Annotated in this window: 21 protein-coding genes; 11 read left to right on the top strand and 10 right to left on the bottom strand. The window is 61.4% G+C overall.

Features of this window, described 5'->3' with window-relative positions:
• Window positions 1-110: 110 nt before the first annotated feature.
• On the bottom strand, window positions 111-326 hold the full coding sequence (locus E7813_RS25830; protein WP_291578137.1) for a hypothetical protein: 216 nt from the start codon (window positions 324-326) through the stop codon (window positions 111-113).
• A gap of 243 nt (window positions 327-569) precedes the next feature.
• Here E7813_RS25830 and E7813_RS25825 point away from each other — a divergent pair, with 243 nt between their 5' ends.
• Window positions 570-1,118 (top strand): TetR-like C-terminal domain-containing protein, encoded by a 549-nt coding sequence (locus tag E7813_RS25825; RefSeq protein WP_291578136.1) that lies wholly within the window; start codon window positions 570-572, stop codon window positions 1,116-1,118.
• A 33-nt stretch (window positions 1,119-1,151) separates the two neighbouring features.
• Here the strand turns inward: E7813_RS25825 and E7813_RS25820 are convergent, their stop codons facing one another.
• The 7 genes from E7813_RS25820 to E7813_RS25790 form a co-directional block, all read right to left on the bottom strand.
• Window positions 1,152-1,415, bottom strand: coding sequence for a hypothetical protein (locus E7813_RS25820; RefSeq protein ID WP_291578135.1), 264 nt, complete (start codon window positions 1,413-1,415; stop codon window positions 1,152-1,154).
• Window positions 1,416-1,563: 148 nt separating this feature from the next.
• The gene (glpK, locus tag E7813_RS25815) at window positions 1,564-3,069 is read right to left on the bottom strand and encodes a glycerol kinase GlpK (protein WP_291578134.1); all 1,506 of its coding nucleotides are present in this window, start codon (window positions 3,067-3,069) and stop codon (window positions 1,564-1,566) included.
• 278 nt (window positions 3,070-3,347) lie between these two features.
• The gene (locus tag E7813_RS25810; RefSeq protein ID WP_291578133.1) at window positions 3,348-4,121 is read right to left on the bottom strand and encodes an SDR family oxidoreductase; all 774 of its coding nucleotides are present in this window, start codon (window positions 4,119-4,121) and stop codon (window positions 3,348-3,350) included.
• Window positions 4,122-4,256: 135 nt separating this feature from the next.
• Window positions 4,257-5,399, bottom strand: a complete 1,143-nt coding sequence (gene pimD, locus E7813_RS25805; RefSeq protein WP_291578132.1) for a pimeloyl-CoA dehydrogenase small subunit — start codon at window positions 5,397-5,399, stop codon at window positions 4,257-4,259.
• A 133-nt stretch (window positions 5,400-5,532) separates the two neighbouring features.
• Entirely contained in the window at window positions 5,533-6,723 is a 1,191-nt protein-coding gene (gene pimC / locus E7813_RS25800; RefSeq protein ID WP_291578131.1) for a pimeloyl-CoA dehydrogenase large subunit, read from the bottom strand.
• Between the two features lie 92 nt (window positions 6,724-6,815).
• Window positions 6,816-8,510, bottom strand: coding sequence for a dicarboxylate--CoA ligase PimA (gene pimA / locus E7813_RS25795; protein WP_291578130.1), 1,695 nt, complete (start codon window positions 8,508-8,510; stop codon window positions 6,816-6,818).
• A 56-nt stretch (window positions 8,511-8,566) separates the two neighbouring features.
• Window positions 8,567-10,663, bottom strand: coding sequence for a 3-hydroxyacyl-CoA dehydrogenase NAD-binding domain-containing protein (locus E7813_RS25790; protein ID WP_291578129.1), 2,097 nt, complete (start codon window positions 10,661-10,663; stop codon window positions 8,567-8,569).
• A 125-nt stretch (window positions 10,664-10,788) separates the two neighbouring features.
• Here E7813_RS25790 and E7813_RS25785 point away from each other — a divergent pair, with 125 nt between their 5' ends.
• The 8 genes from E7813_RS25785 (at window position 10,789) to E7813_RS25750 (ending at window position 18,693) form a co-directional block, all read left to right on the top strand.
• Complete coding sequence (locus tag E7813_RS25785) at window positions 10,789-11,655, top strand: IclR family transcriptional regulator (protein ID WP_291578162.1); 867 nt, start codon at window positions 10,789-10,791, stop codon at window positions 11,653-11,655.
• A 72-nt stretch (window positions 11,656-11,727) separates the two neighbouring features.
• A complete protein-coding gene (locus E7813_RS25780) occupies window positions 11,728-12,525 on the top strand; it encodes an ABC transporter ATP-binding protein (protein ID WP_291578128.1) in 798 nt (265 codons plus the stop codon).
• The gene (locus E7813_RS25775) at window positions 12,522-13,235 is read left to right on the top strand and encodes an ABC transporter ATP-binding protein (RefSeq protein WP_291578126.1); all 714 of its coding nucleotides are present in this window, start codon (window positions 12,522-12,524) and stop codon (window positions 13,233-13,235) included. The genes E7813_RS25780 and E7813_RS25775 overlap by 4 nt, the downstream gene beginning before the upstream one ends.
• Window positions 13,236-13,246: 11 nt before the next feature.
• Complete coding sequence (locus tag E7813_RS25770; protein ID WP_291578125.1) at window positions 13,247-14,125, top strand: branched-chain amino acid ABC transporter permease; 879 nt, start codon at window positions 13,247-13,249, stop codon at window positions 14,123-14,125.
• A 2-nt stretch (window positions 14,126-14,127) separates the two neighbouring features.
• Window positions 14,128-15,144, top strand: a complete 1,017-nt coding sequence (locus E7813_RS25765) for a branched-chain amino acid ABC transporter permease (protein WP_291578123.1) — start codon at window positions 14,128-14,130, stop codon at window positions 15,142-15,144.
• Window positions 15,145-15,341: 197 nt separating this feature from the next.
• Window positions 15,342-16,571, top strand: coding sequence for an ABC transporter substrate-binding protein (locus E7813_RS25760; RefSeq protein WP_291578122.1), 1,230 nt, complete (start codon window positions 15,342-15,344; stop codon window positions 16,569-16,571).
• 204 nt (window positions 16,572-16,775) lie between these two features.
• On the top strand, window positions 16,776-18,008 hold the full coding sequence (locus E7813_RS25755) for an ABC transporter substrate-binding protein (protein WP_291578121.1): 1,233 nt from the start codon (window positions 16,776-16,778) through the stop codon (window positions 18,006-18,008).
• Between the two features lie 304 nt (window positions 18,009-18,312).
• On the top strand, window positions 18,313-18,693 hold the full coding sequence (locus tag E7813_RS25750) for an HAD-IA family hydrolase (protein WP_363331218.1): 381 nt from the start codon (window positions 18,313-18,315) through the stop codon (window positions 18,691-18,693).
• Between the two features lie 326 nt (window positions 18,694-19,019).
• Here the strand turns inward: E7813_RS25750 and E7813_RS25745 are convergent, their stop codons facing one another.
• The gene (locus E7813_RS25745; RefSeq protein WP_291578120.1) at window positions 19,020-20,681 is read right to left on the bottom strand and encodes a porin; all 1,662 of its coding nucleotides are present in this window, start codon (window positions 20,679-20,681) and stop codon (window positions 19,020-19,022) included.
• Between the two features lie 427 nt (window positions 20,682-21,108).
• Between E7813_RS25745 and E7813_RS25740 the strand changes: the two genes are divergently transcribed.
• Complete coding sequence (locus tag E7813_RS25740; RefSeq protein ID WP_291578119.1) at window positions 21,109-21,486, top strand: VOC family protein; 378 nt, start codon at window positions 21,109-21,111, stop codon at window positions 21,484-21,486.
• A 92-nt stretch (window positions 21,487-21,578) separates the two neighbouring features.
• Window positions 21,579-22,034, top strand: coding sequence for a nuclear transport factor 2 family protein (locus E7813_RS25735; RefSeq protein WP_291578118.1), 456 nt, complete (start codon window positions 21,579-21,581; stop codon window positions 22,032-22,034).
• Window positions 22,035-22,130: 96 nt separating this feature from the next.
• Here the strand turns inward: E7813_RS25735 and E7813_RS25730 are convergent.
• The coding region (locus E7813_RS25730) for a tetratricopeptide repeat protein (RefSeq protein ID WP_291578117.1) at window positions 22,131-23,062 on the bottom strand (932 nt) is incomplete at its 5' end.

The following is a 23,062-nucleotide window of genomic DNA, read 5'->3' as shown; positions in this document are numbered from 1 at the left end:
TTCCCCGCACAATGGTTTTACGGCTTATTTCGCGCTCTCCCCGGTGACCGGGCTTTGTTGCCACCGTCGCCAGCGGATAATTCCGCCGACTTGACACCAGCGTCGGGGTGTCAGGACCACACGACTTCGCCGTCCGCGTCAGCACGATTCGTCAAGCGAGCTTCGGCGTCCACTGCATCCAACCCCGCGTCCGTGACGATCGCGATACGCCCCTCTGTGGGGTGGACGGGGTTGATATGGACCTGATCTTCACTTCTGTAAATCCGAATATTTTTGCGGACCGGGCTTGACAGCCAAATGGCTGATTTGCCCGTCGGGTAGATCAAGGCGTGAACCTGTTAATTCGGCCGACGTCTGCTTTGAAACGCGTTACGGACTCAAGCCACGCATCGCGCCGCGTCCGAAAAGTTCCAGAAGCGGACAATTCAATCGATCACCTCGCCGGTGCTGGCAAACAGCGTAGGGATCACGCCCACAGGAGGAAATCGCGGGAACCCGGAATCACCCTTTTGTTATTAGTCGGAACCCGGCATTGGTGCTGTTCTGATATCCAACGAGGGGCTGACCCCATGTCAGAGCCGAAGCTTTCCGTGCGGGACCTTCTCTACGAGCCGACCCGCTGGGATCAATTGATCGCGGCGGATCTTTCGGCTGAGATCGAGTCACTGCTGTCGGAAAGGATCGACACCATTCCCGAGATGCGGCGATTCCTGGCAATCAAGGGTTATCGGGAACTGCATCAAAGCCTCAAAGCCGCAGCCGATGGAAAATCCGGTGAAGAGGCGCTGCGCGCGGTGGCTTTCGCCATGCGGGCATACGCCCGTGATCGCCCCGGCCTGTCAGCGGCGACCTTCAGAAATCCGACCGTGGATTCTCCGGAATGGCACCACGAAGGCGAATCGCTGGGGCGCTTCGTCCTCGGCGTTTTTGCCGGCGTCGGGCTGACGGGCGATGCGGCGATCCATGCACTCAGGATTTTACGGGCGCTGGTTCGTGGCTTCGTCCTGCACGAGATGGCCGCCTCTTTCATTGAGCCGCTGGATTACGATGAGAGCTACAGCATGGCGGTGGAAGTCTACATACGTGGATTGACTGCGTTGCATACGGCGAAAAAGTGACGCGCCGCTGCCTTGAGCCACCGCCCTAGAGCCTTAGGCTCGAAACGCCTTCACGGCGTCAAAGACGAGGCAGCCGATGAAAGCGCCAGCGCAACGCGGCTTTAAATCATAAAATGCGCCAGCGTCGATCGCGCGACCGAAAAGATCCCAGGACAGGAGCGCAGCGGCGAACGGAAACACCAGCGCCCCCGAAAGCGAAGCCAGGAAGTACGTGGGATCGAAGTCGCCCCGGTTCATGAGCTTGGTGGCAAACCACGCGGCCACGCAAGGCATAAGCACCGATAAGAGCCACCACATAGCTACAGCAATCTCCTGACCTGTCGGGTCTATCGATTCCACGATTTATTAAACAAGTGATGAATGGCTGCAGGCGATTGCGACCGAGTTTTCGCCGGGCCACGCTCCTTTGGCAAAGCCGGCCCTCAGGAATGATGACCGAGAAGCACTACCCCTCCCCCTCATCGCTCGCCAAAACCCCCTTCACCGCCCGCGCCCACCCGGCAAGCTTTCGCTCGCGTGTCGCAGCACTCATCGCCGGCTTGAAGCGGCGTTCCAGCCGCCAGGTGTCGGCGAACTTTGACGGCTCGGGATAGACGCCGGCGGCGAGCCCGGCGAGATAGGCGGCCCCGAGTGCGGTGGTTTCCTGGATCATCGGACGGTCGACCGGGGCGTCCAGCAAGTCGGCGAGGCGCTGCATGGTCCAGTCCGATACCGCCATGCCGCCGTCGACGCGCAGCACGACATGAGCGGTTTTCGCCTCCGGCCAGTCGGCGCGCATCGCGGCCCACAGATCCGAAGTCTGGTAGCAGACGCTTTCCAGCGCGGCATGGGCGAATTCGGCCGGGCCGGTGTTGCGGGTCAGCCCGAACAGCGCGCCGCGCACCCGCGGATTCCAGTAGGGCGCCCCCAGGCCGACGAAGGCCGGCACCAGGTAGACGCTTTGGGTGGGATCGGATTTGCCGGCGAGTTCGCCGGTTTCCGCCGCCTGCTTGATGATACCGAGGCCGTCGCGCAGCCATTGGACCGCCGAGCCCGCGACGAAGATCGAACCTTCGAGCGCATAAGTGCGCTGGCCCTTCAACTGATAGGCAATCGTCGTCAGCAGCTTGTTGTTCGATTTCACCGGCGTGGTGCCGGTGTTGAGCAGCGCGAAACAGCCGGTGCCGTAGGTCGACTTGATCATGCCGGGCGCAAAGCACGCCTGGCCGATGGTGGCGGCCTGCTGGTCGCCGGCGATGCCGGAGATCGCGATCGCGCCGCCGAACAGATCAGGCGTGCTGTCGCCGAACTTGCCGGAGCAGTCCTTTACCTCAGGCAGCATCGCGCGGGGCACCCGCAGGATTTTCAGCAGTTCATCGTCCCATGCGCCGGTGTGGATGTTGAACAGCAGCGTGCGCGAGGCGTTGGTGGCGTCTGATGCGTGAACCTTGCCGCCGGTGAGACGCCACAACAGATAACAATCGACGGTGCCGAACAATAGCTCGCCGCGCATAGCACGCGCGCGCGCCCCCGGGACATGATCGAGGATCCAGGCCACTTTGGTGCCGGAGAAATAGGGATCGATAATGAGGCCGGTCTTGGCCGTGATCGCGGGCTCGTGGCCTTCGCTCTTCAATTGCGCGCAGATGTCGGCGGTGCGGCGATCCTGCCAGACGATGGCGCGGTGAATGGCGTGTCCGGTGGCGCGGTCCCACACCACAGTGGTCTCGCGCTGGTTGGTGATGCCAATGGCGGCGATGTCCTTGGCGCTGACGCCGGCCTTCTTCATCGCATCGCGGCAGCAGGCGATGGTCGAGGTCCAGATGTCCTCGGGCTCGTGCTCGACCCAGCCGGAGGCCGGAAAATGCTGCGGGAATTCCTGTTGCGCCGACGCGGCAACGGAGATGTCGGCGCGAAACACCATCGCGCGCGAGGATGTGGTGCCCTGATCGATGGCCAGCACGTGGGACATGATGGTGTTTCCTGGCGTTTTTCCCGAGTGGTTTTATTGGCGGCAGGCAAGCGGATTGGGATTGGTTCGTCAATATGGCGGCAGCGCGCGATTTCTTCCCTTCTCCCCTTCTGAGAGAAGGTGGCATAGGCGACCTTCGGTCGCCGTTCTATAGCAGGACGGCGCCGGATGAGGGCTCTCTCACGGCGGACACTGAATTCGCGGAGACAGACCCTCACCCGTCTGCGATGCTGCGCATCGCAGCCACCCTCTCCCACAAGGGGAGAGGGAAGAAAGCGCTACGCCGACGCTGTCATTACGCCGCCGTCGACCACGATGGTCTGTCCGGTCATGAAGCTGGAGGCGTCGGAGCCGAGATAGGCGACCGCGCCTGCGATCTCGTCGGGCTCGCCGATCCGGCGCAAGGGCGTAGTGGCGCAGCGGCGCTTCAGGCGCTCTTCGTCTTCCCACAAGGCTTTGGCGAAATCGGTCTTGACCAGACCCGGCGCCACGCAATTGACGCGCACGCCCTTCGGGCCCCATTCACCGGCGAGGCTGCGGCACAGCGCAAAATCCGCCGCCTTGGAAATTCCGTAGGCGCCGATCACGGTCGAGCCGCGAAGCCCGCCGATCGAGGAGATGATGACGACCGAGCCGTTGCCCCGCGCCGCCATCTGCGGGATCGCCAGCGCGCACAGCCAGATGTTGCTCTTGACGTTGGAGCCCATGATCTTGTCGAAGGCCTCGTCCGTGATGTCGAGCAGCGGGCCGTAATAGGGATTGACGGCCGCGTTGCAGACCAGGATGTCGATCCTGCCGTAGTGTTTCGTGGTGCCGGCGATCAGCGCCTCGACTTCGTCGCGGCGCGAGATGTTGCAGGGGATGACATGGGCGTCGCCGCCCGCCTTGCGGATGTCGTCAGCGACCTCTTCGCAGGCATCGGCCTTGCGGCTGGAAATCACCACCCTGGCGCCAAGGCGCGCCATCAGCTCCGCCGAGGAACGCCCGATGCCGCGGCTCGAACCGGTGACGACGGCGACCTTGCCGGTGAGATCGAACGGGGTGTTTCTCATTTTGACTTTCTCCGCGAACGACGCCGTCATCCTGAGACGGTCTGAGTCTTTACCTCTCCCCGCAAGGGCGGGGCGAGGGAGAATAGCGCCGTCACTCAGGCACGAGCGACTTCGTCGTGCTCCGGAATGACGCGACTAAATCAACCCGCCATTCGCGGTGACGCGGCGCAGGTGATAGTCGCTGTCGCCGAAGGTGTTCTCGATCATGGTCAGCCGCTTGAAGTAATGGCCGATCTTGGCCTCCTGGGTCATGCCGATGCCGCCGTGGAGCTGGATCGCCTGCTGGCCGACGAACTTCAGCGACTTGCCGATCTGCACTTTGGCCGCCGCCACCGCGGTGGCGCGCTCCTTGGCGTCGTCGAAATCGGACGCCATGGTCGCGAACATCGACATGCTGCGGGCCTGCTCGACCGCGACGAACATGTCGGCGGCGCGATGCTGCAGCACCTGGAAGCTGCCGATCGGCACGCCGAACTGGGTGCGGGTCTTGAGATACTCGACGGTGGATTTGAGCGATTCGTCCATCGCGCCGACCGCCTCGGCGCACATCGCGATGCGGGCGTCGTCGACCACGCGCTCGATCAGCGGCAGGCCGTTGTCGGGATCGCCGATCGCGGCATCGGCGCCGACCTCGACGCCGGTAAAGGTGATGTCGGCGGCGTGCAGGCCGTCCTGGGTCGGATAGCCTTTTTTCGCGATGCCCCTGGCGTTGCCGGGCACCATGAACACGCCGATGCCGCCGGCGTCGCGCCGGCCGCCCTTGGTGCGCGCGGTCACGACAAGCGTGTCGGCCGCCTCGCCGTTGAGCACCACGAACTTCTCGCCGTCGATCACCCAGCCGTTGCCCTTCTTCTTGGCCGAGGTCGAAACGTCCTGCAGGTCGTAGCGCGAGTTCTTCTCAAGCTGCGCAAAGGCAAAGGTCTTGGTGCCTTCGATGATGCCGGGAATGTGCGCGGCCTTCTGTTCGGCCGAGCCGCCGCGGCGCAGGAAGCCGCCGCCGATCACGACGGTGGCGAGATACGGCTCCAGCACCAGCGCCTTGCCCAAGGCTTCCATCACGATCATGGTCTCGACCGCGCCGGCGCCGAAGCCGCCATCGTCTTCCGCAAACGGCAGGCCGAGCAGGCCCTGCTCGGCGAGCTTGCCCCAGACGTTCCTGCTCCAGCCGCCCTTCTCGGCGCCGTATTTCTTGCGCGCCTCGAAGCTGTAGGAACTGTTGAGCAGGCCGTCGACGCTTTCCTTGAGAAGCCGCTGCTCCTCGGACAGATCAAAATCCATTTTTTATTTTCCCCGTATTCAAAACATATCTCGTCATTCCGGGGCGTGAGCGAAGCGAGCGAGCCCGGAATCCATAACCACGATCGGGAGTATGGATTCCGGGCTCGCGCTGACGCGCGCCCCGGAATGACGGCTACAACCCCAGCACCGCCTTGGTGATGATGTTGCGCTGGATCTCGTTGGAGCCGCCGTAGATCGAGACCTTGCGGTTGTTGAAATAGCTCGGCGCGATCTGCGCGGTCCAGTCCATCGCCTCGTTGCTGCCGTCGTCGCCATGCTCGTCGTAGGGGGCGGCGAACGGGCCGATCACTTCCATCAGCAACTCGGTGGTGGTCTGCTGGATTTCCGAGCCCTTGATCTTGAGCACCGAGGACGCCGGGTTGGGCTTGCCCTTGCCGTGCTTGTTCTCGTCGGCGACGACGCGAAGCTGCGTCAGTTCGAGCGCCTTCAGCTCGATCTCGACCGCGGCGAGTTTTTCGCGGAAGGCCTGATCTTCCAGCACCGGCTTGCCGCCGGATTCGACCTGGCCCGCCAATTCCCGGATGCGGCGGATGCGCTCCTTGGAAACGCCGACCCGGGCAATGCCGGTGCGCTCATTGCCGAGCAGGAACTTGGCGTAGTCCCAGCCCTTGTTCTCCTCGCCGACCAGGTTCGCGACCGGCACCTCGACGTCGTCGAAGAACACTTCGTTGACCTCGTGGCCGCCGTCGATGGTCTGGATCGGACGCACCGTGATGCCCTTCGATTTCATGTCGATCAGGATGAAGGAAATGCCCGACTGCTTCTTGGCGGAAGGATCGGTGCGGCAAAGACAGAAGATCCAGTCGGCATGCTGCGCCAGCGTGGTCCAGGTCTTCTGGCCGTTGACGATATACTTGTCGCCCTTGCGCTCGGCCTTGGTCTTGAGCGAGGCGAGATCGGAGCCCGAGCCCGGCTCCGAGAAACCCTGGCACCACCAGTCGTCGACATTGGCGATGCGCGGCAAGTAATGCTTCTTCTGTTGTTCATTGCCGAAGGTGTAGATCACGGGGCCGACCATGCTGACGCCGAAGGCGAGCGGCGACGGCGCAGGCGCCATCTGCAGTTCCTCGTTGAAGATGTAATGCTGCACCGAGCTCCAGCCGGTGCCGCCATATTCCTTCGGCCAGTGCGACACGCCCCAGCCCTTGTTGTTCAGGATGCGCCACCAGTCGATCATCTCCTGCTTGCCGAGATGACGGCCCTCCTGCAATTTCTGGCGCGTCGCCGGCGGCACGTTGTCCCTGAAGAACGCGCGCACTTCGTCGCGAAACGCCACTTCTTCCTTGGTGAAGCTGAGATCCATCGGATCCTCCTGTGAGCGGATGAATTGTTTTTCGTAGTACGCGATATCTTTCCTCGTCGTCCCCGCGAAGGCGGGACGACGATGGGGTTTATTTACGGGCGACCTCCGGCGGCGAGTTGTTGTTGCCTGGGCTGTGCGGGCTGCTGCACCGATTGCTGGTTGCGCAATTCGTGGCGCGAGAGTTTTCCCACCGTGGTGCGCGGCAGCTCGTCGACGAAATCGAGCGCGGCGGGAATTTCGTGCTTGCCGAGCTTGCCGGCGAGAAACGTCTTGAGCTCCTCCAGCGTGAACGGCTTGGCGCCGGCGCGCAATTTGACAAAGGCCTTGGCCGCCTCGCCGCGGTAGTCGTCGGGAACGCCGATCACGATGACTTCCTGCACGGCGGGGTGTTCATAGATCGCCTGCTCGATCATCTGCGGATAGACGTTGAAGCCGCCGGAGATGATCATGTCCTTCTTGCGGTCGACCAGGTAGAAATAGCCGTCGCTGTCCATGTAGCCGATGTCGCCGGTCAGGAAGCGGTCGCCGACGAACGCTTCGGCGGTCTCCTTCGGCCGGTTCCAGTAGCCTTTGGTGACGTTCGGTCCCTTGATGCGGATTTCGCCGACTTCGCCGGCGGCAAGGAGCCTGTTGGGATCGTCGAGCGCCACCACGTCCATCTCGATGCCGGGCAGCATCAGCCCGATCGAGCCTGGCTTTTCCGGACCGTCCTTGGGATGGGCGGTGCCGGGCGAGCAGGTCTCGGTCATGCCCCAGCCGCTCTTGAGCTTCATGTTGACCCTGCGTTCCAGGATCTTCGCCACCTCGACCGGCAGCGGCGCGCCGCCCGATGCGCAAGTGGCCAGCGACGACAGGTCGCGGCTTTCCAGATCGGGTAGGCCGGCAATCGCGATCCACATGGTGGGAACGCCAGGGAACGCGGTGGCGCGCTTGACCTCGATGTCGCGCATCACGGCCTCGACGTCGAAACGCTGGTGCAGCGAGATCAGGTCGCCATGTTCGAGGCTGCCGAGCAGGATCACGGTCAGCGCGAAGATATGAAACAGCGGCAGCACGCAGATCACGCGCTCGATTGCGTCGCGTTCGGCGCGCGATTTCCTGCCCCAGACATCATAGATCGACACCGCCGAGGTCAGGTTGCCATGGCTGAGCATCGCGCCCTTCGGCAATCCGGTGGTGCCGCCGGTATATTGCAACAGTGCAACGTCGTCGGCCGAAATGACAGGCCATTGCACCGGCTTGGTCGCACCCTGCACGAAGGCCTTGAAGGTGACGATGGCCGGGTGATCCGGGATCGGCGCGTGCGGATTGCCGACCGCGCCCCAACTGTCATCCTCGCAGACGATCAGGCGGTCGAGCAGGCCCTTGTCGAGAAATTTCAGCGCCATCGGCAGCAGCGCCGCAAGATCGCTGGTGACCAGAATGCGCGCGCCGCTGTCGCTCAGCTTGTGCGACAGCGCGCGTTCGCCGTCGAGCGGGGAAAGATGCACGACGCGGGCGCCGGCTTTCAGCGCGCCGAAGAAGTTGACCGGATGATCCGGCGAATTGCCGAGAAACAGCGCCACCGAATGGTTCCTGCCGTAACCGGCGCGCAGGAACGCCGATGCCGCGACCTCGACCATCGCTTCGAGCGCGGTGTAGCTGATCGGACGATCGCGGAATTCGAGCGCCGGCCGCGCGCCGTATTCGGCCGCCGCCTTCGCCAGCAGGTCGGGCAGCGTGCCGCGCGGGATCGGATCGTCCCAGCGGACACCCTCCGGATAGAACTGTTCGCCGGGATGGGTCATGTCCGCACGTCGTCCCTGCGTTCGTAGGGACGACGCGTTGAGGTTCGCGTCGCCCATCACGCCGCTTTCGCCGTCTGCGCCAGCGAGGCGAACGTCTTGCCTTCGGCGGCCAGGCGCTTGAGCAGCGGCGCGGGTTCCAGCGAGGGATCGTTGGTTTCCTTGGCGTAGAACGACAGCCGGTCGGCGATGTGCTTGAGCCCGACCTGGTCGGCGTAGAACATCGGGCCGCCGCGATAGATCGGCCAGCCATAGCCGTAGAGCCAGATCACGTCGATATCGCTCGGACGCGCCGCGATCTTCTCCTCGAGGATGCGCGCGCCCTCGTTGATCATCGGATACATCATGCGCTCGCGAATCTCGTCGTCGCTGACCACGCGGCGCTTGCGCCCGAGCCGCTGCAGGGTCTCGTCGATCAGCTTTTCCACTTCGGGATCGGGCAGCGGCGCGCGCGAGCCGCCTTCATACTTGTAATAGCCCTTGCCGGTCTTCTGGCCGAAGCGGCCGGCCTCGCATAGGGCGTCGGCGATCTCGGACTTGATGCCGCGATCCTTGCGCGAGCGCCAGCCGATGTCGAGACCGGCGAGATCGCCCATCGCGAACGGACCCATCGGCATGCCGAACTTGGTCACCACCGCGTCGACCTGCTGCGGCAACGCGCCTTCGAACAGCAGCTTCTCGGCCTGCTTGCCGCGCTGCGCCAGCATGCGATTGCCGACAAAGCCGTCGCAGACGCCGACCACCGCCGGCACCTTGGCGATGCGGCGGGCAACCGCGACCGCGGTGACCAGCGCATCCGGCGCGGTCTTTGCCGCGCGCACGATCTCGCACAGCTTCATCACGTTGGCCGGGCTGAAGAAGTGCATGCCGAGCACATCCTGCGGACGTTTTGTGACTTTGGCGATCTCGTCGATGTTGAGGTAGGAGGTGTTGGACGCCAGCACGGCGCCCGGCTTGGCGAACTGGTCGAGCTTGGCGAACACCTCTTTCTTGATCGCCATGGTCTCGAACACGGCCTCGATGACGAGGTCGGCGTCCTTGACGTTCTCGATCCCGACCACGCCGTTGATCAGGCCCATCCGCTTGGCGGGAGCGTCGGCGGGAATGCCGCCGCGGGCCGCGGTCGCCTCGTAGTTCTTCTGCATCACGCCCATGCCGCGCTTGAGCTGTTCTTCCCCGGTCTCGATCAGCGTCACGGGAATCCCGGCATTGGCGAACGACATCGCGATGCCGCCGCCCATGGTGCCGGCGCCGATAATGGCGACCCGCTCGACATTGCGCGGCTTGGTGCCCTCGGGCACGCCGGCGATTTTCGCCGCCTCGCGCTCGGAGAAGAAGGCGTAGCGCTGCGCCTTGGACTGGTCGCTCGCCACCAGCTTGAGGAAACCCTCGCGTTCCTTCTTAAGACCTTCGTCGAATGGCAGGTCGATGGCGGCGCCGACCGCGTCGGCCGCGGCAAACGGCGCTTCCAGCCCGCGCGCCCGCTTGGTCATGGCGGCCACCGCGTTGGTGAAGATCGAGCGGTCGGCCTTGGCGGCGGCGAGCTTGCTGTCGTCGTCGCGCAGCTTGCGCAAGGGGCGCTTCTCCGCCAGCACCTTGCGGGCAAACGCCTCGCCGCCGGCGGCCGGGCCCTCGACGATTTCCTCGATCAGGCCGTTCTTGAGCGCTTCGGGGGCGCCGATCGGATCGCCGCCGACGATCATCTTGACCGCGAGTTCCGGACCGACCGCGCGCGGCAACCGTTGCGTGCCTCCGGCGCCCGGCAGCAGGCCGAGCTTCACCTCGGGCAGGCCGAGCCTTGCGTCTTTAGTAGCAACGCGGAAATGGCAGGCGAGCGCCACTTCTAGCCCGCCGCCAAGCGCGGTGCCGTGAATGGCGGCGACGATCGGCTTGGAGCTGTTCTCCATGACCGCCAGCACTTCATGCAGGCCGGGCGGCTTCGGCGGCTTGCCGAATTCGGTGATGTCGGCGCCGGCGATAAAGGTGCGGCCGCCGCAGGTCAGCACGATCGCCTTTACTTCGGGATCGGCGATCGCGCGCTTGATGCAGTCCAGAATGCCGCCGCGGACGGCGGCGCTCAGCGCGTTGACCGGAGGGCTGTTGACCGTAACGATGGCGACCACGTCCTGACGCTCGAGCTTGACCACTTCGTTCACGGGATTCTCCCTTTAAAGATCTTTTTCTCGACGATTTCGCAGTGCGGAATTTAATTCCACATCTTGACACGGAGGGTTATTTTGAAGCACGTCCGTTGTCAACGAGGTCCGCGCAGCAGCAAAGTATGAAGCGTCCAGGCAAGAAAGTGGCGACTGATCGCAGCTTCGTCGTCGCGCTCTCCCGCGGTCTTGATGTGTTGCGCGCATTCCGTCCCAACGACGGGCTTCTTGGCAATCAGGAGATCGCGGCCCGTACCAACCTGCCAAAGCCGACCGTTTCGCGGCTGACCTATACCTTGACCAGGCTGGGCTACCTTACACCCGTTCCACGTTTCGAAAAGTATCAACTGGCGCCCTCGGCCATGTCGCTCGGCTACGCCGCCCTTGCCAATCTCGGCGTTCGGCATTTGTCCGAAGCCTATCGCGAGGAACTGATGCGCGAGACCGGCGGCGCGGTCGCGGTCGGCGGCCGCGACCGGCTCAGCATGATCTATTTCGGCCAGAGCCGTAACGGTCTCACGCTGGGCGTCCAGCTCGACGTCGGCTCGCGCATCCCGATCGCGACCACCGCGATGGGCCGGGCCTATATCTGGGCGCTGCCGAGCGACGAGCGTGCCTCTTTATTGCGCGAACTGCGCGAACATTATGGCAGCCGCTGGCCGCTGATCCGGGACGGCATCGAGCGCTCCGGTGAAACCGTGGAGCAATTCGGCTTTACGATCTCGGCCGGCGAGTGGCAGGACGACGTGCATGCGGTCGGCGTCGCGCTAAAGCTTAACGACGGCACCGGCCCCTACGCCTTCAATTGCGGGGCGCCCGCATTCCGTTTCACGGAAGACCGGCTGCGCGACGATATTGGACCTCGCCTCGTGGCGATGGTAAGGAACATCGAAGCCGCCCTGGGCGGCACGACGACACAATCAAAAAAAGCGGAAAGCAAAAAGTTGAAAGCAGGAGGGAAAGTTGCACGTATGGTCGAGGGGATCAGGTAGCCTTCATCGTCATGACCGGCGGCGAGATCCGCAGGGTTGCGCAGGCCCAGTCGTCGATCCGGGCCGGACCAAATGACGCAGGCACAGCTTGCGCACGAGGCGTATCCGCTGCTGGCGGTTCGCGACGTCAGCGTCGTGTTCGGCGGCATCGTCGCGTTGAACGGCGTGTCCTTTGACATGCAGCAGGGCCAGATCCTCGGCCTGATCGGACCGAACGGCGCCGGCAAGACCACCCTCTTCAACTGCCTCAGCCGGCTCTACCAGCCGAGCTCCGGCGACATCCTGATGGAAGGCCAGAGCATCCTGACGCGGCCGCCGCACCGCATCGCCGAGATCGGCATCGGCCGCACCTTCCAGAACGTCGCGCTGTTTCCCAATCTTTCGGTGCTCGACAACGTCCGGATCGGCACCCACTCCCGCACCAACAGCGATATCATCAGCGACTCCCTGAGACTGGCCTGGGTCCGCCGCAGCGAAGCCGAGCTCAACAAGCGCGTCCACGAAATCCTCGGCTACCTCGACCTCGAGGATGTCGGCCACGTCACGGTTTCCGGTCTGCCGTTCGGCACCCAGAAGCGGGTGGAGCTGGCGCGCGCGCTCGCCGCGGATCCGAAGATCCTGCTGCTTGATGAGCCCGCCGGCGGCCTCAACCACGAAGAGGTCCACGTCCTCGGCGACCTGATCCGCCGCATTCGCGACGAACGCAAGATGACCATCCTGCTGGTCGAGCATCACATGGGGCTGGTGATGTCGATCGCCGACCACGTGGTCGCGCTCAATTTCGGCCGCAAGCTGGCCGAGGGAACGCCGGCCGCGGTGCAGTCCGACCCCGATGTCATCAAGGCCTATCTGGGGAGCAAGGACCAATGACGGCGATGCTCAATGTCAGGGATTTGCGAGCCTATTACGGCCAGGTCCAGGCGCTTCATGGCATGGCGTTCGATCTCAGCGAAGGCAGCATGACCACTTTGCTTGGCGCCAACGGCGCCGGCAAGACCACCACGCTGCGCGCCATCTGCAACATGGTGCGCTCGACCGGCACCATCGAATTCGAAGGCGCTCCGCTGATCGGCCGTCCGACCGAAAGCATCGTCCGGCTCGGCATCGCCCATGTGCCGCAGGGACGCGGCACCTTCACCACCATGACGGTGGAGGAAAACCTCCAGCTCGGCGCCATCACGCGAACCGACAGGGCCGGCGTGGTGTCCGACATCGAGCGCATGTACGACCATTTCCCGGTCCTGAAGGACCGCTATACCCAGCAGGCCGGCACCTTGTCGGGCGGCGAACAGCAGATGCTCGCGGTCGCGCGCGCACTGATGCTGCGCCCGAGGCTGATGCTGCTCGACGAACCGTCGTTCGGCCTCGCGCCGTTGATCGTGCGCGACCTGTTCAAGATCCTCGGCAAGATCAACCGCGAGGACAAGGTCACCATTCTGGTGGTGGAGCAGAACGCGCAACTGGCGCTGGAACTCGCCGACAAGGCCTATGTGATCGAAACCGGGCGGATCGTGATGTCCGGAAGCGCCAGTGAGATCGCCAACAACGAAGACGTCCGTAAATCCTATCTGGGTTATTGAGGAACACGGTCATGGAGCTTTTTACCAATCAAGTCCTGGCTGGCATCTCCACCGGCGCCATCTATGCCTGCATGGCGCTTGCCGTCGTCATGATCTACCAGGCGATCGATCATCTCAATTTCGCGCAGGGCGAAATGGCGATGTTCTCGACCTTCATTTCCTGGCAGCTGATGCAATGGGGCGTACCCTACTGGGGAGCGTTCGTGCTCACGCTCGTATTGTCCTTCATCGGCGGCATCGCCATCGAACGGCTGTTGTTCAAGCCGCTGGCGAAGGCGCCGATCCTGACCAACGTCGCCGGCTTCATCGCGCTGTACTCGATCGTCAACAGCGTGGCCGGGCTGATCTGGGACTTCACCATCAAGCAGTATCCGACGCCGTTCGGCTCGTACCCGTTTCTCGGCAGCCAGCTGATCTCGACCCATCAGGCCGGCATGATCGGCGTCACCATCCTGCTGCTGATCGGGCTGTTTTTCTTCTTTCGGTTCACCCGGATGGGGCTGGCGATGCGGGCGGCCGCGTCGCTGCCTGAATCGGCCCGGCTGGTCGGCATCAACACCTCGTGGATGATCGCGCTCGGCTGGGGCATGGCGGCCGCGATCGGCTCCATTGCCGGCATGATGATCGCACCGGTGGTGTTCCTGGAGCCGAACATGATGCTCGGGGTGCTGATCTACGGATTTGCCGCCGCCGTACTCGGCGGCCTGACCAGCCCGCTGGGGGCGGTGATCGGAGGCTTCCTGGTCGGCATCATGGAAAATCTCGCCGGAACCTATATCCCCGGCGCCGGCAATGAATTGAAACTGCCGATCGCGCTGGCCCTGATCATTGTCGTATTGGTCGTCAAACCTGCGGGCCTGTTGGGCCGGCCCATCGTGAAGCGAGTCTGATCATGAGCGCCATCGAGGAAACCGTCACCGAAGCAGCCGCCGTCGAGGCCGTTCCCAAGAAGGCCATGACGCTCGGCTACGGAACGTCACTGGCCGTACTGGTGCTGCTGATCGCGGTGCCTCTGCTGGTGAAGAACTTCATCATCTTCCAGCTCACGATGTTGCTGATCTATGCGGTCGCCGTGCTGGCGCTCAATATCCTGACCGGGGGCAGCGGTCAGTTCTCGCTCGGCCAGAGCGCGTTTTACGCGGTCGGCGCCTATACCTCGGCGATCCTGATGGAACATGGCGGGATCAACTACGCCCTGACACTGCCCGTCGCCGGCGTCATCTGTTTCGGGTTTGGATTCTTGTTCGGCCAGCCGGCGCTGCGCCTGAGCGGCGTCTATCTGGCGCTGGCCACCTTTGCGCTGGCAACCGCCATGCCGCAGCTATTGAAGCTCGGGGCGTTCGAATACTGGACCGGCGGCGTGCAGGGCCTGGTCGTGACCAAGCCCGATGCGCCGTTTGGTCTGCCGATGTCGCAGGACATGTGGCTGTATTACTTCACGCTCGCGATCTCGCTCGCGATTTATATTTTCTCGGTCAACCTGCTGAGGTCGCGTTCCGGCCGCGCCTTCATGGCGATCCGCGACAATGAGATTGCGGCCTCCGCCATGGGCATCGACGTCGCGCTGTACAAAACGCTGGCGTTCGGCGTCAGCGCCGGCATCACCGGCGTGGCCGGCGGCCTCGGGGCGATCGCGGTGCAGTTCGTCGCCCCCGACAGCTACACCATTGCGCTGGCGATCTCGCTGTTTCTCGGCATGGTGGTCGGCGGCGTCGGATGGTTGCCCGGATCGATCGTCGGTTCGGCCTTCATCATTTTCGTGCCGAACATCGCGGAGGGAATTTCAAAGGGCCTCTCCGGCGCGGTGTTCGGCGTGCTCTTGTTCCTCGTCATCTTCCTGGTGCCGCATGGCGCAAGGCAGGGTGCCATCGTGGTCCAGCATTTGATCGGCAAACTCAGAGGAAACTAACGCCTCGGTAACCGGGGTCCTGGGTCAACGGGCCTCCGCCCGGCCGGTTTGTTCGACTAAATGAGGCCCCCCGCGAGCGCTTCGCAGGGGGCTTTTTCTTGAAGGGTGGCCTCCAAGGGTATTGAATGCGGCGAGGAGCCGCAAAGCGCTCCCAATCAAAAAAAACGACACATTCAACCGAGATCAGGGAGATCAAAATGCCTGCTATCCATTTGCGATTGGGGGCCTTTTCGGCTGCCCTTGCGGTGCTCGCGGTAACCTCCAGCGGTGCACTTGCACAAAAGAAATACGACATCGGCGCCACCGATACCGAAATCAAGATCGGCAACATCATGCCCTATAGCGGTCCGGCTTCTGCCTATGGCGTAATCGGCAAAACCGAAGATGCCTACTTCCGGAAGATCAATGCCGAAGGCGGCATCAACGGCCGCAAGATCAATTTCATCAGCTATGACGACGGCTACAGCCCGCCCAAGACGGTCGAGCAGGCGCGCAAGCTGGTGGAGAGCGACGAAGTGCTGTTCATCTTCAACCCGCTCGGCACGCCGCCGAATTCCGCGATCCAGAAATACATGAATTCGAAAAAGGTGCCGCAACTGTTCGTCGCCACCGGCGCCACCAAATGGAACGACCCCAAGGAATTTCCGTGGACCATGGGCTGGCAGCCCAACTACCAGAGCGAATCCCGCATCTACGCCAAATATATCCTGAAGAACAAGCCCGATGCCAAGATCGCCATACTCTATCAGAACGACGACTACGGCAAAGACTATGTGAAAGGCCTCAAGGACGGCCTCGGCGCCAAGGCCGCCTCGATGATCATCGCCGAGGAAAGCTACGAAACCACGCAGCCGACCATCGATTCCAGCATCGTCAAGCTCAAATCGACCGGCGCCGACGTGTTCTTCAACGTCACCACGCCAAAATTCGCGGCGCAGGCGATCAAGAAGATGGCGGAAATCGAATGGAAGCCACTGCACTTTCTCAACAACGTGTCATCCTCGATCGGCAGTGTGATCAAACCGGCCGGCTTTGAGAATTCGCAGGACATCATCTCGTCCAACTACCTGAAGGATACGTCCGATCCACAGTGGAAGAACGATGCCGGCATGATGGCCTTCGACGCGTTCCTCACCAAGTATTTCCCCGAAGGCAACAGGATCGATGCCTCCGTGATGTACGGCTACACCGTTGCCCAGGGCCTCGTGCACGTACTGAAGGCCTGCGGCAACAATCTCAGCCGAGAGAACATCATGAAGCAGGCGGCCAGCATCAATGGGCTTGAACTGGGCGGCCTGCTGCCGGGTATCAAGGTCCAGACCAGCGCCACCGATTTCGCCCCGATTTCGCAGCTTCAGTTGGAGAAATTCAAGGGCGAGAAATGGGAACTGTTCGGCGAGATCATCAGCGGCGACGTTGGCGGCTGACGTTTCAATCGGCCCGCCAGCCGGGCCGATTAACCACGAAAGCCAATTGACTACTAAAGAAGCAGCCCCTGCGTCTTTGCCGCAGGGGCTTTTTCTTGTGAGGGTTCCGGTAAAATGGTATTTGGGCGCCCGAGGTCATCAAGAGCTTTCGATCCAGAAGCCGCGACACACGCCATCCAGATCATCGGAAACAGGGAGACCGTAATGACTGCAACCATCAACAAAATCGCAATCGCTTCGGCGGCCGCGCTGGCGGTGCTCGCCGCATCGAGCAGCGGCGCGCTCGCGCAAAAGAAATACGACACCGGCGCCACCGACACCGAAATCAAGATCGGCAACATCATGCCTTATAGCGGACCGGCTTCCGCCTACGGCGTGATCGGCAAGACCGAAGCCGCCTATTTCAAGAAGATCAACGACGCCGGCGGCATCAACGGCCGCAAGATCAACTTCATCAGCTACGACGATGGCTACAGCCCGCCCAAGACCGTCGAGCAGGCTCGCAAGCTGGTGGAGAGCGACGAGGTTCTGTTCGTCTTCAATTCGCTCGGCACGCCGCCGAACTCCGCGATTCAAAAATACATGAATTCGAAAAAGGTGCCGCAACTGTTCGTCGCCACCGGCGCTACCAAATGGAACGATCCCAAGAATTTTCCGTGGACCATGGGCTGGCAGCCCAACTACCAGAGCGAAGCGCAAATTTACGCGAAATATATTCTGAAGAACAAACCCGACGCCAAGATCGCGGTGCTGTATCAGAACGACGATTACGGCAAGGATTACCTCAAGGGCCTGAAGGACGGCCTCGGCGCCAAAGCCGCCTCGATGATCGTCGCCGAGGAAAGCTACGAGACCACCGAGCCTTCGATCGACAACCATCTCGTCAAGCTCAAGGCCACCGGCGCCGACATCTTCGTCGATATCACGACGCCGAAATTCGCAGCGCAAGCCATCAAGAAGCTGTCGGAGATCGAGTGGAAGCCGCTGCATTTCCTCAACAACGTTGCGGCTTCGGTCGGCAGCGTGATCAAGCCGGCCGGCTTTGAGAATGCGCAAGGCATTATCTCTGCCGCCTACCTCAAGGACGTTTCGGATCCGCAATGGGCCAACGATCCCGGCATGAAGGAATTCCTGGCCTTCATGGCGAAGGATTTTCCGGAAGGCGACAAGAACGATGCCTCCGTCATCGTCGGTTATGGCGTGACGCAGACCCTGATTCAGGTTCTCAAGCAGTGCGGCGACAACCTCACCCGCGAGAACGTCATGAAGCAGGCGGCTAGCCTGAAGGACTTCCGGACCGAGATGCTGCTGCCCGGCATCAAGATCAACACCAGCGCCACCGATTTTGCCCCGATCAGCCAGCTTCAGTTGCAGCGGTTCAAGGGCGAGAAATGGGAGCTGTTCGGCGATGTCGTCAGCGGCGACGTCGGGGGCTAACGCCCCACGCTCCTGTTCATCGGTCCTTGTCGGCCTACCCAGCCCCCGCAGTAACCTGCGGGGGTATAGTGATAGCCTCAAAACAAGCCATTTTTGACCTTCATAGGGTGCGATGTTTCCGCATAAGGCTACACCGACCCAATCGACAATCTTATTTGGATTTATTTTGCGGCAGTTTGCCGGGCGGCGACGCTGAAGGAGCGGTCGGAACATTCAGAGCTGGCCCTAACGGTAAATTCGCGGGCACGGGATTGGGTGTTGAGCCAATTATTCCAGACGAAGCGCTGGCCTATCTTTTTGGTCCATTAGTGACGGCGATCAGGCAAGAGGCGAAGGATGCCGTGGCCTCAGCAGATACCCAGCGGAACTGTACAAGCTGAAGCATACCAAATCCGAACATACTCCGAAGGGCTCGAAGAAACCAAATCCCGCTGTGCTGAACGCCATTGTGAGCGGTCTAGGTTTGCAGAAAGCTGAATGTGTTTATGTGGGCGACAACCTTATGAAGGACGTCGCTATGGCGATAGATTGTGGGATCGAGGACGTTTGGGCGAAATACGGGCAAGCACATAAGCGGCCAGAATATAAATTGCTTGTGGACGTAACGCACTGGACTGCGGAAGAAGTGGCCCGTGAAATGACGCTTGCGGTGCTCCACGACATTCGGGCCGCTACACTGGATTAGTCGGGCGACCACTTCCGCTATTCCCCCAGTAACGGACATCGTCAGCTCGGGCCCGCATGTCCGCTTTGTGCCAATATGCGACATTGGCTATCGATCCAGAGCCAAATATTTCAAGACGATTCCGAGCTGTCAGAATGGCATCTATTTAGCCAGTTCAGTAGCCAAAAAATCGCGGGCTTCCAACGCTGAGCGTTGAGCGGCATCCGCGTCGTGTTGGAGCCAATGGCCAAAGAATCGACGACCATCGCAAAGGGCGGGTACGTCAAATTTAACTGGTGGTCCGCCTCCGAGCGATGTGCTCTTGCGTTTCCGCCGAGCGCTATCGATTACCAGTTGCGCTGTGCCCGGAGCAAAAGGATCCCGGTGTTCTCATTCTTAATCTGGTAGACTGCTAACGGCTTGGCAATGGCAGAGCTGCCGAAGACGATCAAAGATCCAGCCGCCATATCCTGCTGCAGATGGGTGAAGGTAGCGTCCGCCGAGAAGGTCAGGTTCTTGACCGGAGTCCACCGGGTGATCGTACCAAGCTGCGCGATGTTATAGTCCGGGTTGCAGCCAGCAAGACCCGTACTAAGACCAGTCGCGGCCACGAACCCGTGGCAGTAGATACCCCGAGCCGAGGTAAGGTCGAAGGCGCTGCCGCCGCCGAAGTTGACGTGAGCGTAGGCACCATAGAGGGCGGAACTCCAGTACGGATCCCAGTTGTGGTTGAACGCACCGCGCCCACCCCAGGTCTGGATCAACTGCTGCGAACCATGCAGGTTGAACACGGTGTCGGGGGCAACCCCGAATCCGACGCTCTGGAAGACGCCAGGTATGCTGCTGTGGCCAAAGATCGCGGCCGCGCCAGCCTGAGTTGCCAGGTCCTGGATATTATAGCGGGTGGCACCGTCGGTGTAGACGCCCTGAACGTTGATCACGTCGCCGGCTCCCGTCGGGATGTTCTTGATCCTCAAGGCCAACTGACCGGCATAGCCCCACTTGTCCTCGGGACCGCCACCGATTTGGCCGGGCAGAAGACCGATCGTATTGCTCTGGTTGTTGTTGTAGTAAGCGGGATTGTTGTCATGCGCCGCTACCGACGCCTGGAAAAGTCCCCAGGCCTGATCGACCTTCAGGGTGGCGATCACGTCAGGAAAGGTGTTCCCACCGTAGTCGTTGGAGCCAGTGCTGCCAAAGAGACCGGAACCGGTAGTCGCGGTCGGGCTGAAGTTGAGGACGCCGGCCTGATAGTATTGGGTCGGATCCTGCGCACCGAACGTAACCGATACGCCGCCGCCAAGGTCGGCGGTGTAGACGAACTGGTTGACGCCGGTAACCGTGCCGCCGCCGCCGACGAGACCGTCGAAGTTGTTGCCGGGATAGTTCTGCCAGGGAGCGCTGAACGGCGAGACGGCCTTACCCATCGTGAAGCCGGCGAACTGGATGAAGGCGTAGTAGACGCCGAGCGAACCGGCGGCGACCAAGCCCAAATTGCCGTTGTTCGCGTTGCCACCCGGGGCAACCGCCGAGCTGCCACCGAGAGCCGAGTAAACGGTACCGGCACCAGTTGTCAGGTTGCCTGTATAGGAGTCGTCGGTCCAGGTGAACGCCAGATCGGTGAAGGTACGGACCACGCCGTATTCGGTCGCGGTGCGCGTATCGATGCTGGGATCTGCACGGGAGCGCCAGGTGAAGGCGTTGGTGAAGCGATTTTTCGCGCCGCTCTGCGCCGAATAGTTGCCGGTGTCGTCGAAGTTTGAGTTAGCCAGCACGTCAACGCGCTGATAACTACTCAGCTTGATGCAAGTGTCGGTGCCGGGAATATAGTAGAAACCGGCACCATACAGGGAGCAGATCCTCATGTACTCGACCGCTTTGGCCTTGACGGGAAGATCGGCCGCCTGTGCTCCACTGAATGCGATAAGACTCGCCGAACCAATCAAGCAAGCGATCGGCTTGAATAAATTCCGGGAACGATCTGTACTAAAAACAGATTGATACGTCATTCCGGTGGCCCCCGCGCCAAAGCAGCCTTTAACAGATCAAAACACTAGGAGATTACCGAAGGTTATTGATACCCTCAGTCACACCCGAACCCCAATTTGTTTCGAGTGTGTTATATTTGTCGGTTCCCTCACCAGGCCGATGAGTTCACGCAATGGAATGCCCGCCTTCCTTGCCCGACGAGCGCATAGCAGTTTCAAGTCGCGCATCGATTTCTTCACGCAGATCGCCATGCGTCTAGTTTCAGGATCCCCGAAGGCAGTGACATGATAACGGAACATCGGGGCGCAATTCCCTCACTTTGGGAAGCAATTCGACACTCCTCAGGCGACTCAGCTTCGCCGTGATACTTTCCTGCTCCGGCAGACCCTGCTAACCTCGGCTTCCCACGATGTTCGTTCGTGCGGGAGAGATCGGGAGGGCAGGACAGTGTTTTCGCATGTGATGATCGGAACAAACGACCTGGAAAAAGCCAAGGCGTTTTATGATGCGCTGCTGAGTACGCTCGGTGTACCTCCCGCGACTGTGGACCGCCACCGCATCTTCTACCGCACCAAGACCGGCGTCTTTTCGGTGTCGAAGCCGATCGATGGTAAGCCTGCGACCCCGGCTAATGGGGGCACCATTGGTTTTGCGTGCGGCTCAAGCGAACAGGCCGACGCCTGGCACGCTGCCGGCGTCGCCAACGGCGGCACGTCTTGCGAAGAACCGCCGGGCGTTCGGGAGGGCGCGGCGGGTAAAATTTATCTTGCCTATCTGCGCGATCCCGACGGCAACAAAATCTGCGCCTTGCACCGGATGGGTTGAGCCGTCTGAAATTACTTCCGGGCTGACCCCGGAAGGCTGTTTAAAGCCCGTATTTTCAAGCTTTCCCGTCATTCGTCAAAGGAGGATGCACCGTGAGAATAGCTTACCTGTTGTGTTCTTTTCTAGCACTTTTGGCGCCAGCTGCTGCCGCTGAGCAAGATCAAAACCTTAGGCAGGAAATCGAAAAAGGGTTGGCAGCATACCCCGCGACCTTCAGCAAGCTGGACCCTGCGGCAATGGCTGCGCTTTACGCGAAGGATGGCGTGCTCGTAAATCCAGGGGGGCTGCATACGGACCTCGTGAAATGGTATGAGGGCGTTTTCAAAGCCGGATTTGACCACGTCGAAAATACACTCGATCAGTTTTGGCCGTTAGGACCGGATACGGTCATCTCCATGGGAGAATACCGGGGAACTGGAAAGAACCAGAGCGGCACGCCTATAGAATTTGGTGGCCGTTGGACCGCGGTTAATGTTCGTGAGGACGGTGTGTGGAAAATCCGGATGCTCACGGCATTTCCAAAGTCGCCGCCGCAAGTAGCAAAGTAAATCTAAGCAGATTGACGAAAGGTAATAAGAGGACCTCCTGGAAGGCCTCACCATACTTGGCTCCAAATCAGCCGTTCGGAGTGGCCTTCTGGCGAGTCAGCCTTCCCACCCGGCCTTCCGGAGTCCTTCGAGCATGTGCTCGTAGTCCTCGGGTCGCCAGGACGCGGGGCGTTGGCGCACGGACATGTCGAACGACTTCGGAGAGATTGTGATTGCCTTCTGCAGGGTTTGTCTGGCCTCGTCCAAGCGACCAGCCTGCCCAAGCGCCGCCGCAAGCCAGCGGTAGCACCATGGGTGCTCGGGGAAAAACCGTATTGCCTCCTCTGCCGCCGCAACGGCGGCGTCATACTCTCGAAGAAAATAGTGAGCTATGACGATCTGGACTAACACGAGATGACGTGAGGGATTGAGCGGATCGAGCCTTAGCGACTCGCGAAAGGCTTCGAGTCCTTCGCGCGGCGAGCCCGAAAATAGCAGCACCACGCCCAAAAGATGGTGAGCGCCGGAGTAATTTGGGCTGTTATCGAGTGCTTGCCGGACTTCAGCCGACGCACCCGCGCAATCCCCCCGATAGAACAATACCCATCCCATGAGCAAATGGACCCCTGGCTGCAGTGGATCAAGAGAGATTGCCCTTTGGGCCGTCATGAGAACTTCGTCTATGACTTCGGCGAAAGTTGATGTCTGGTAGAGCGAAAAACCCTGATATATCGCGGACGCGAGAAAAGCGTGCGCGGGTGCGAAGTTCCGGTCGAGATCAATTGCCTGTCGGAAAAAAGCTATCGCCGCCTGGTTCTCCGTCACGCCGATGCGACTCATATGCCAAAGCCCCCGGTGGAAGGCCTCCCACGCGCCCAAACTTTCCGGTGGTTTGCGAACGGCACGATGTTGTTCGGTTTTTCCAATCGCGGGCGTGATTGAATTAGTAACCGCGTCGGTGATCTCGTCCTGCACGGCGAAGATGTCGTTCAGCTCGCGGTCGTACCGTTCCGCCCACAGATGACTGCCAGTCTCAGCATCAATAAGCT

The organism is Bradyrhizobium sp. (assembly GCF_004799405.1).
Taxonomy (GTDB): Bacteria; Pseudomonadota; Alphaproteobacteria; order Rhizobiales; family Xanthobacteraceae; genus Bradyrhizobium.
The sequence above is the reverse complement of the archived record's forward strand: the minus strand, read 5'-3'. Positions and strand labels throughout refer to the sequence as shown.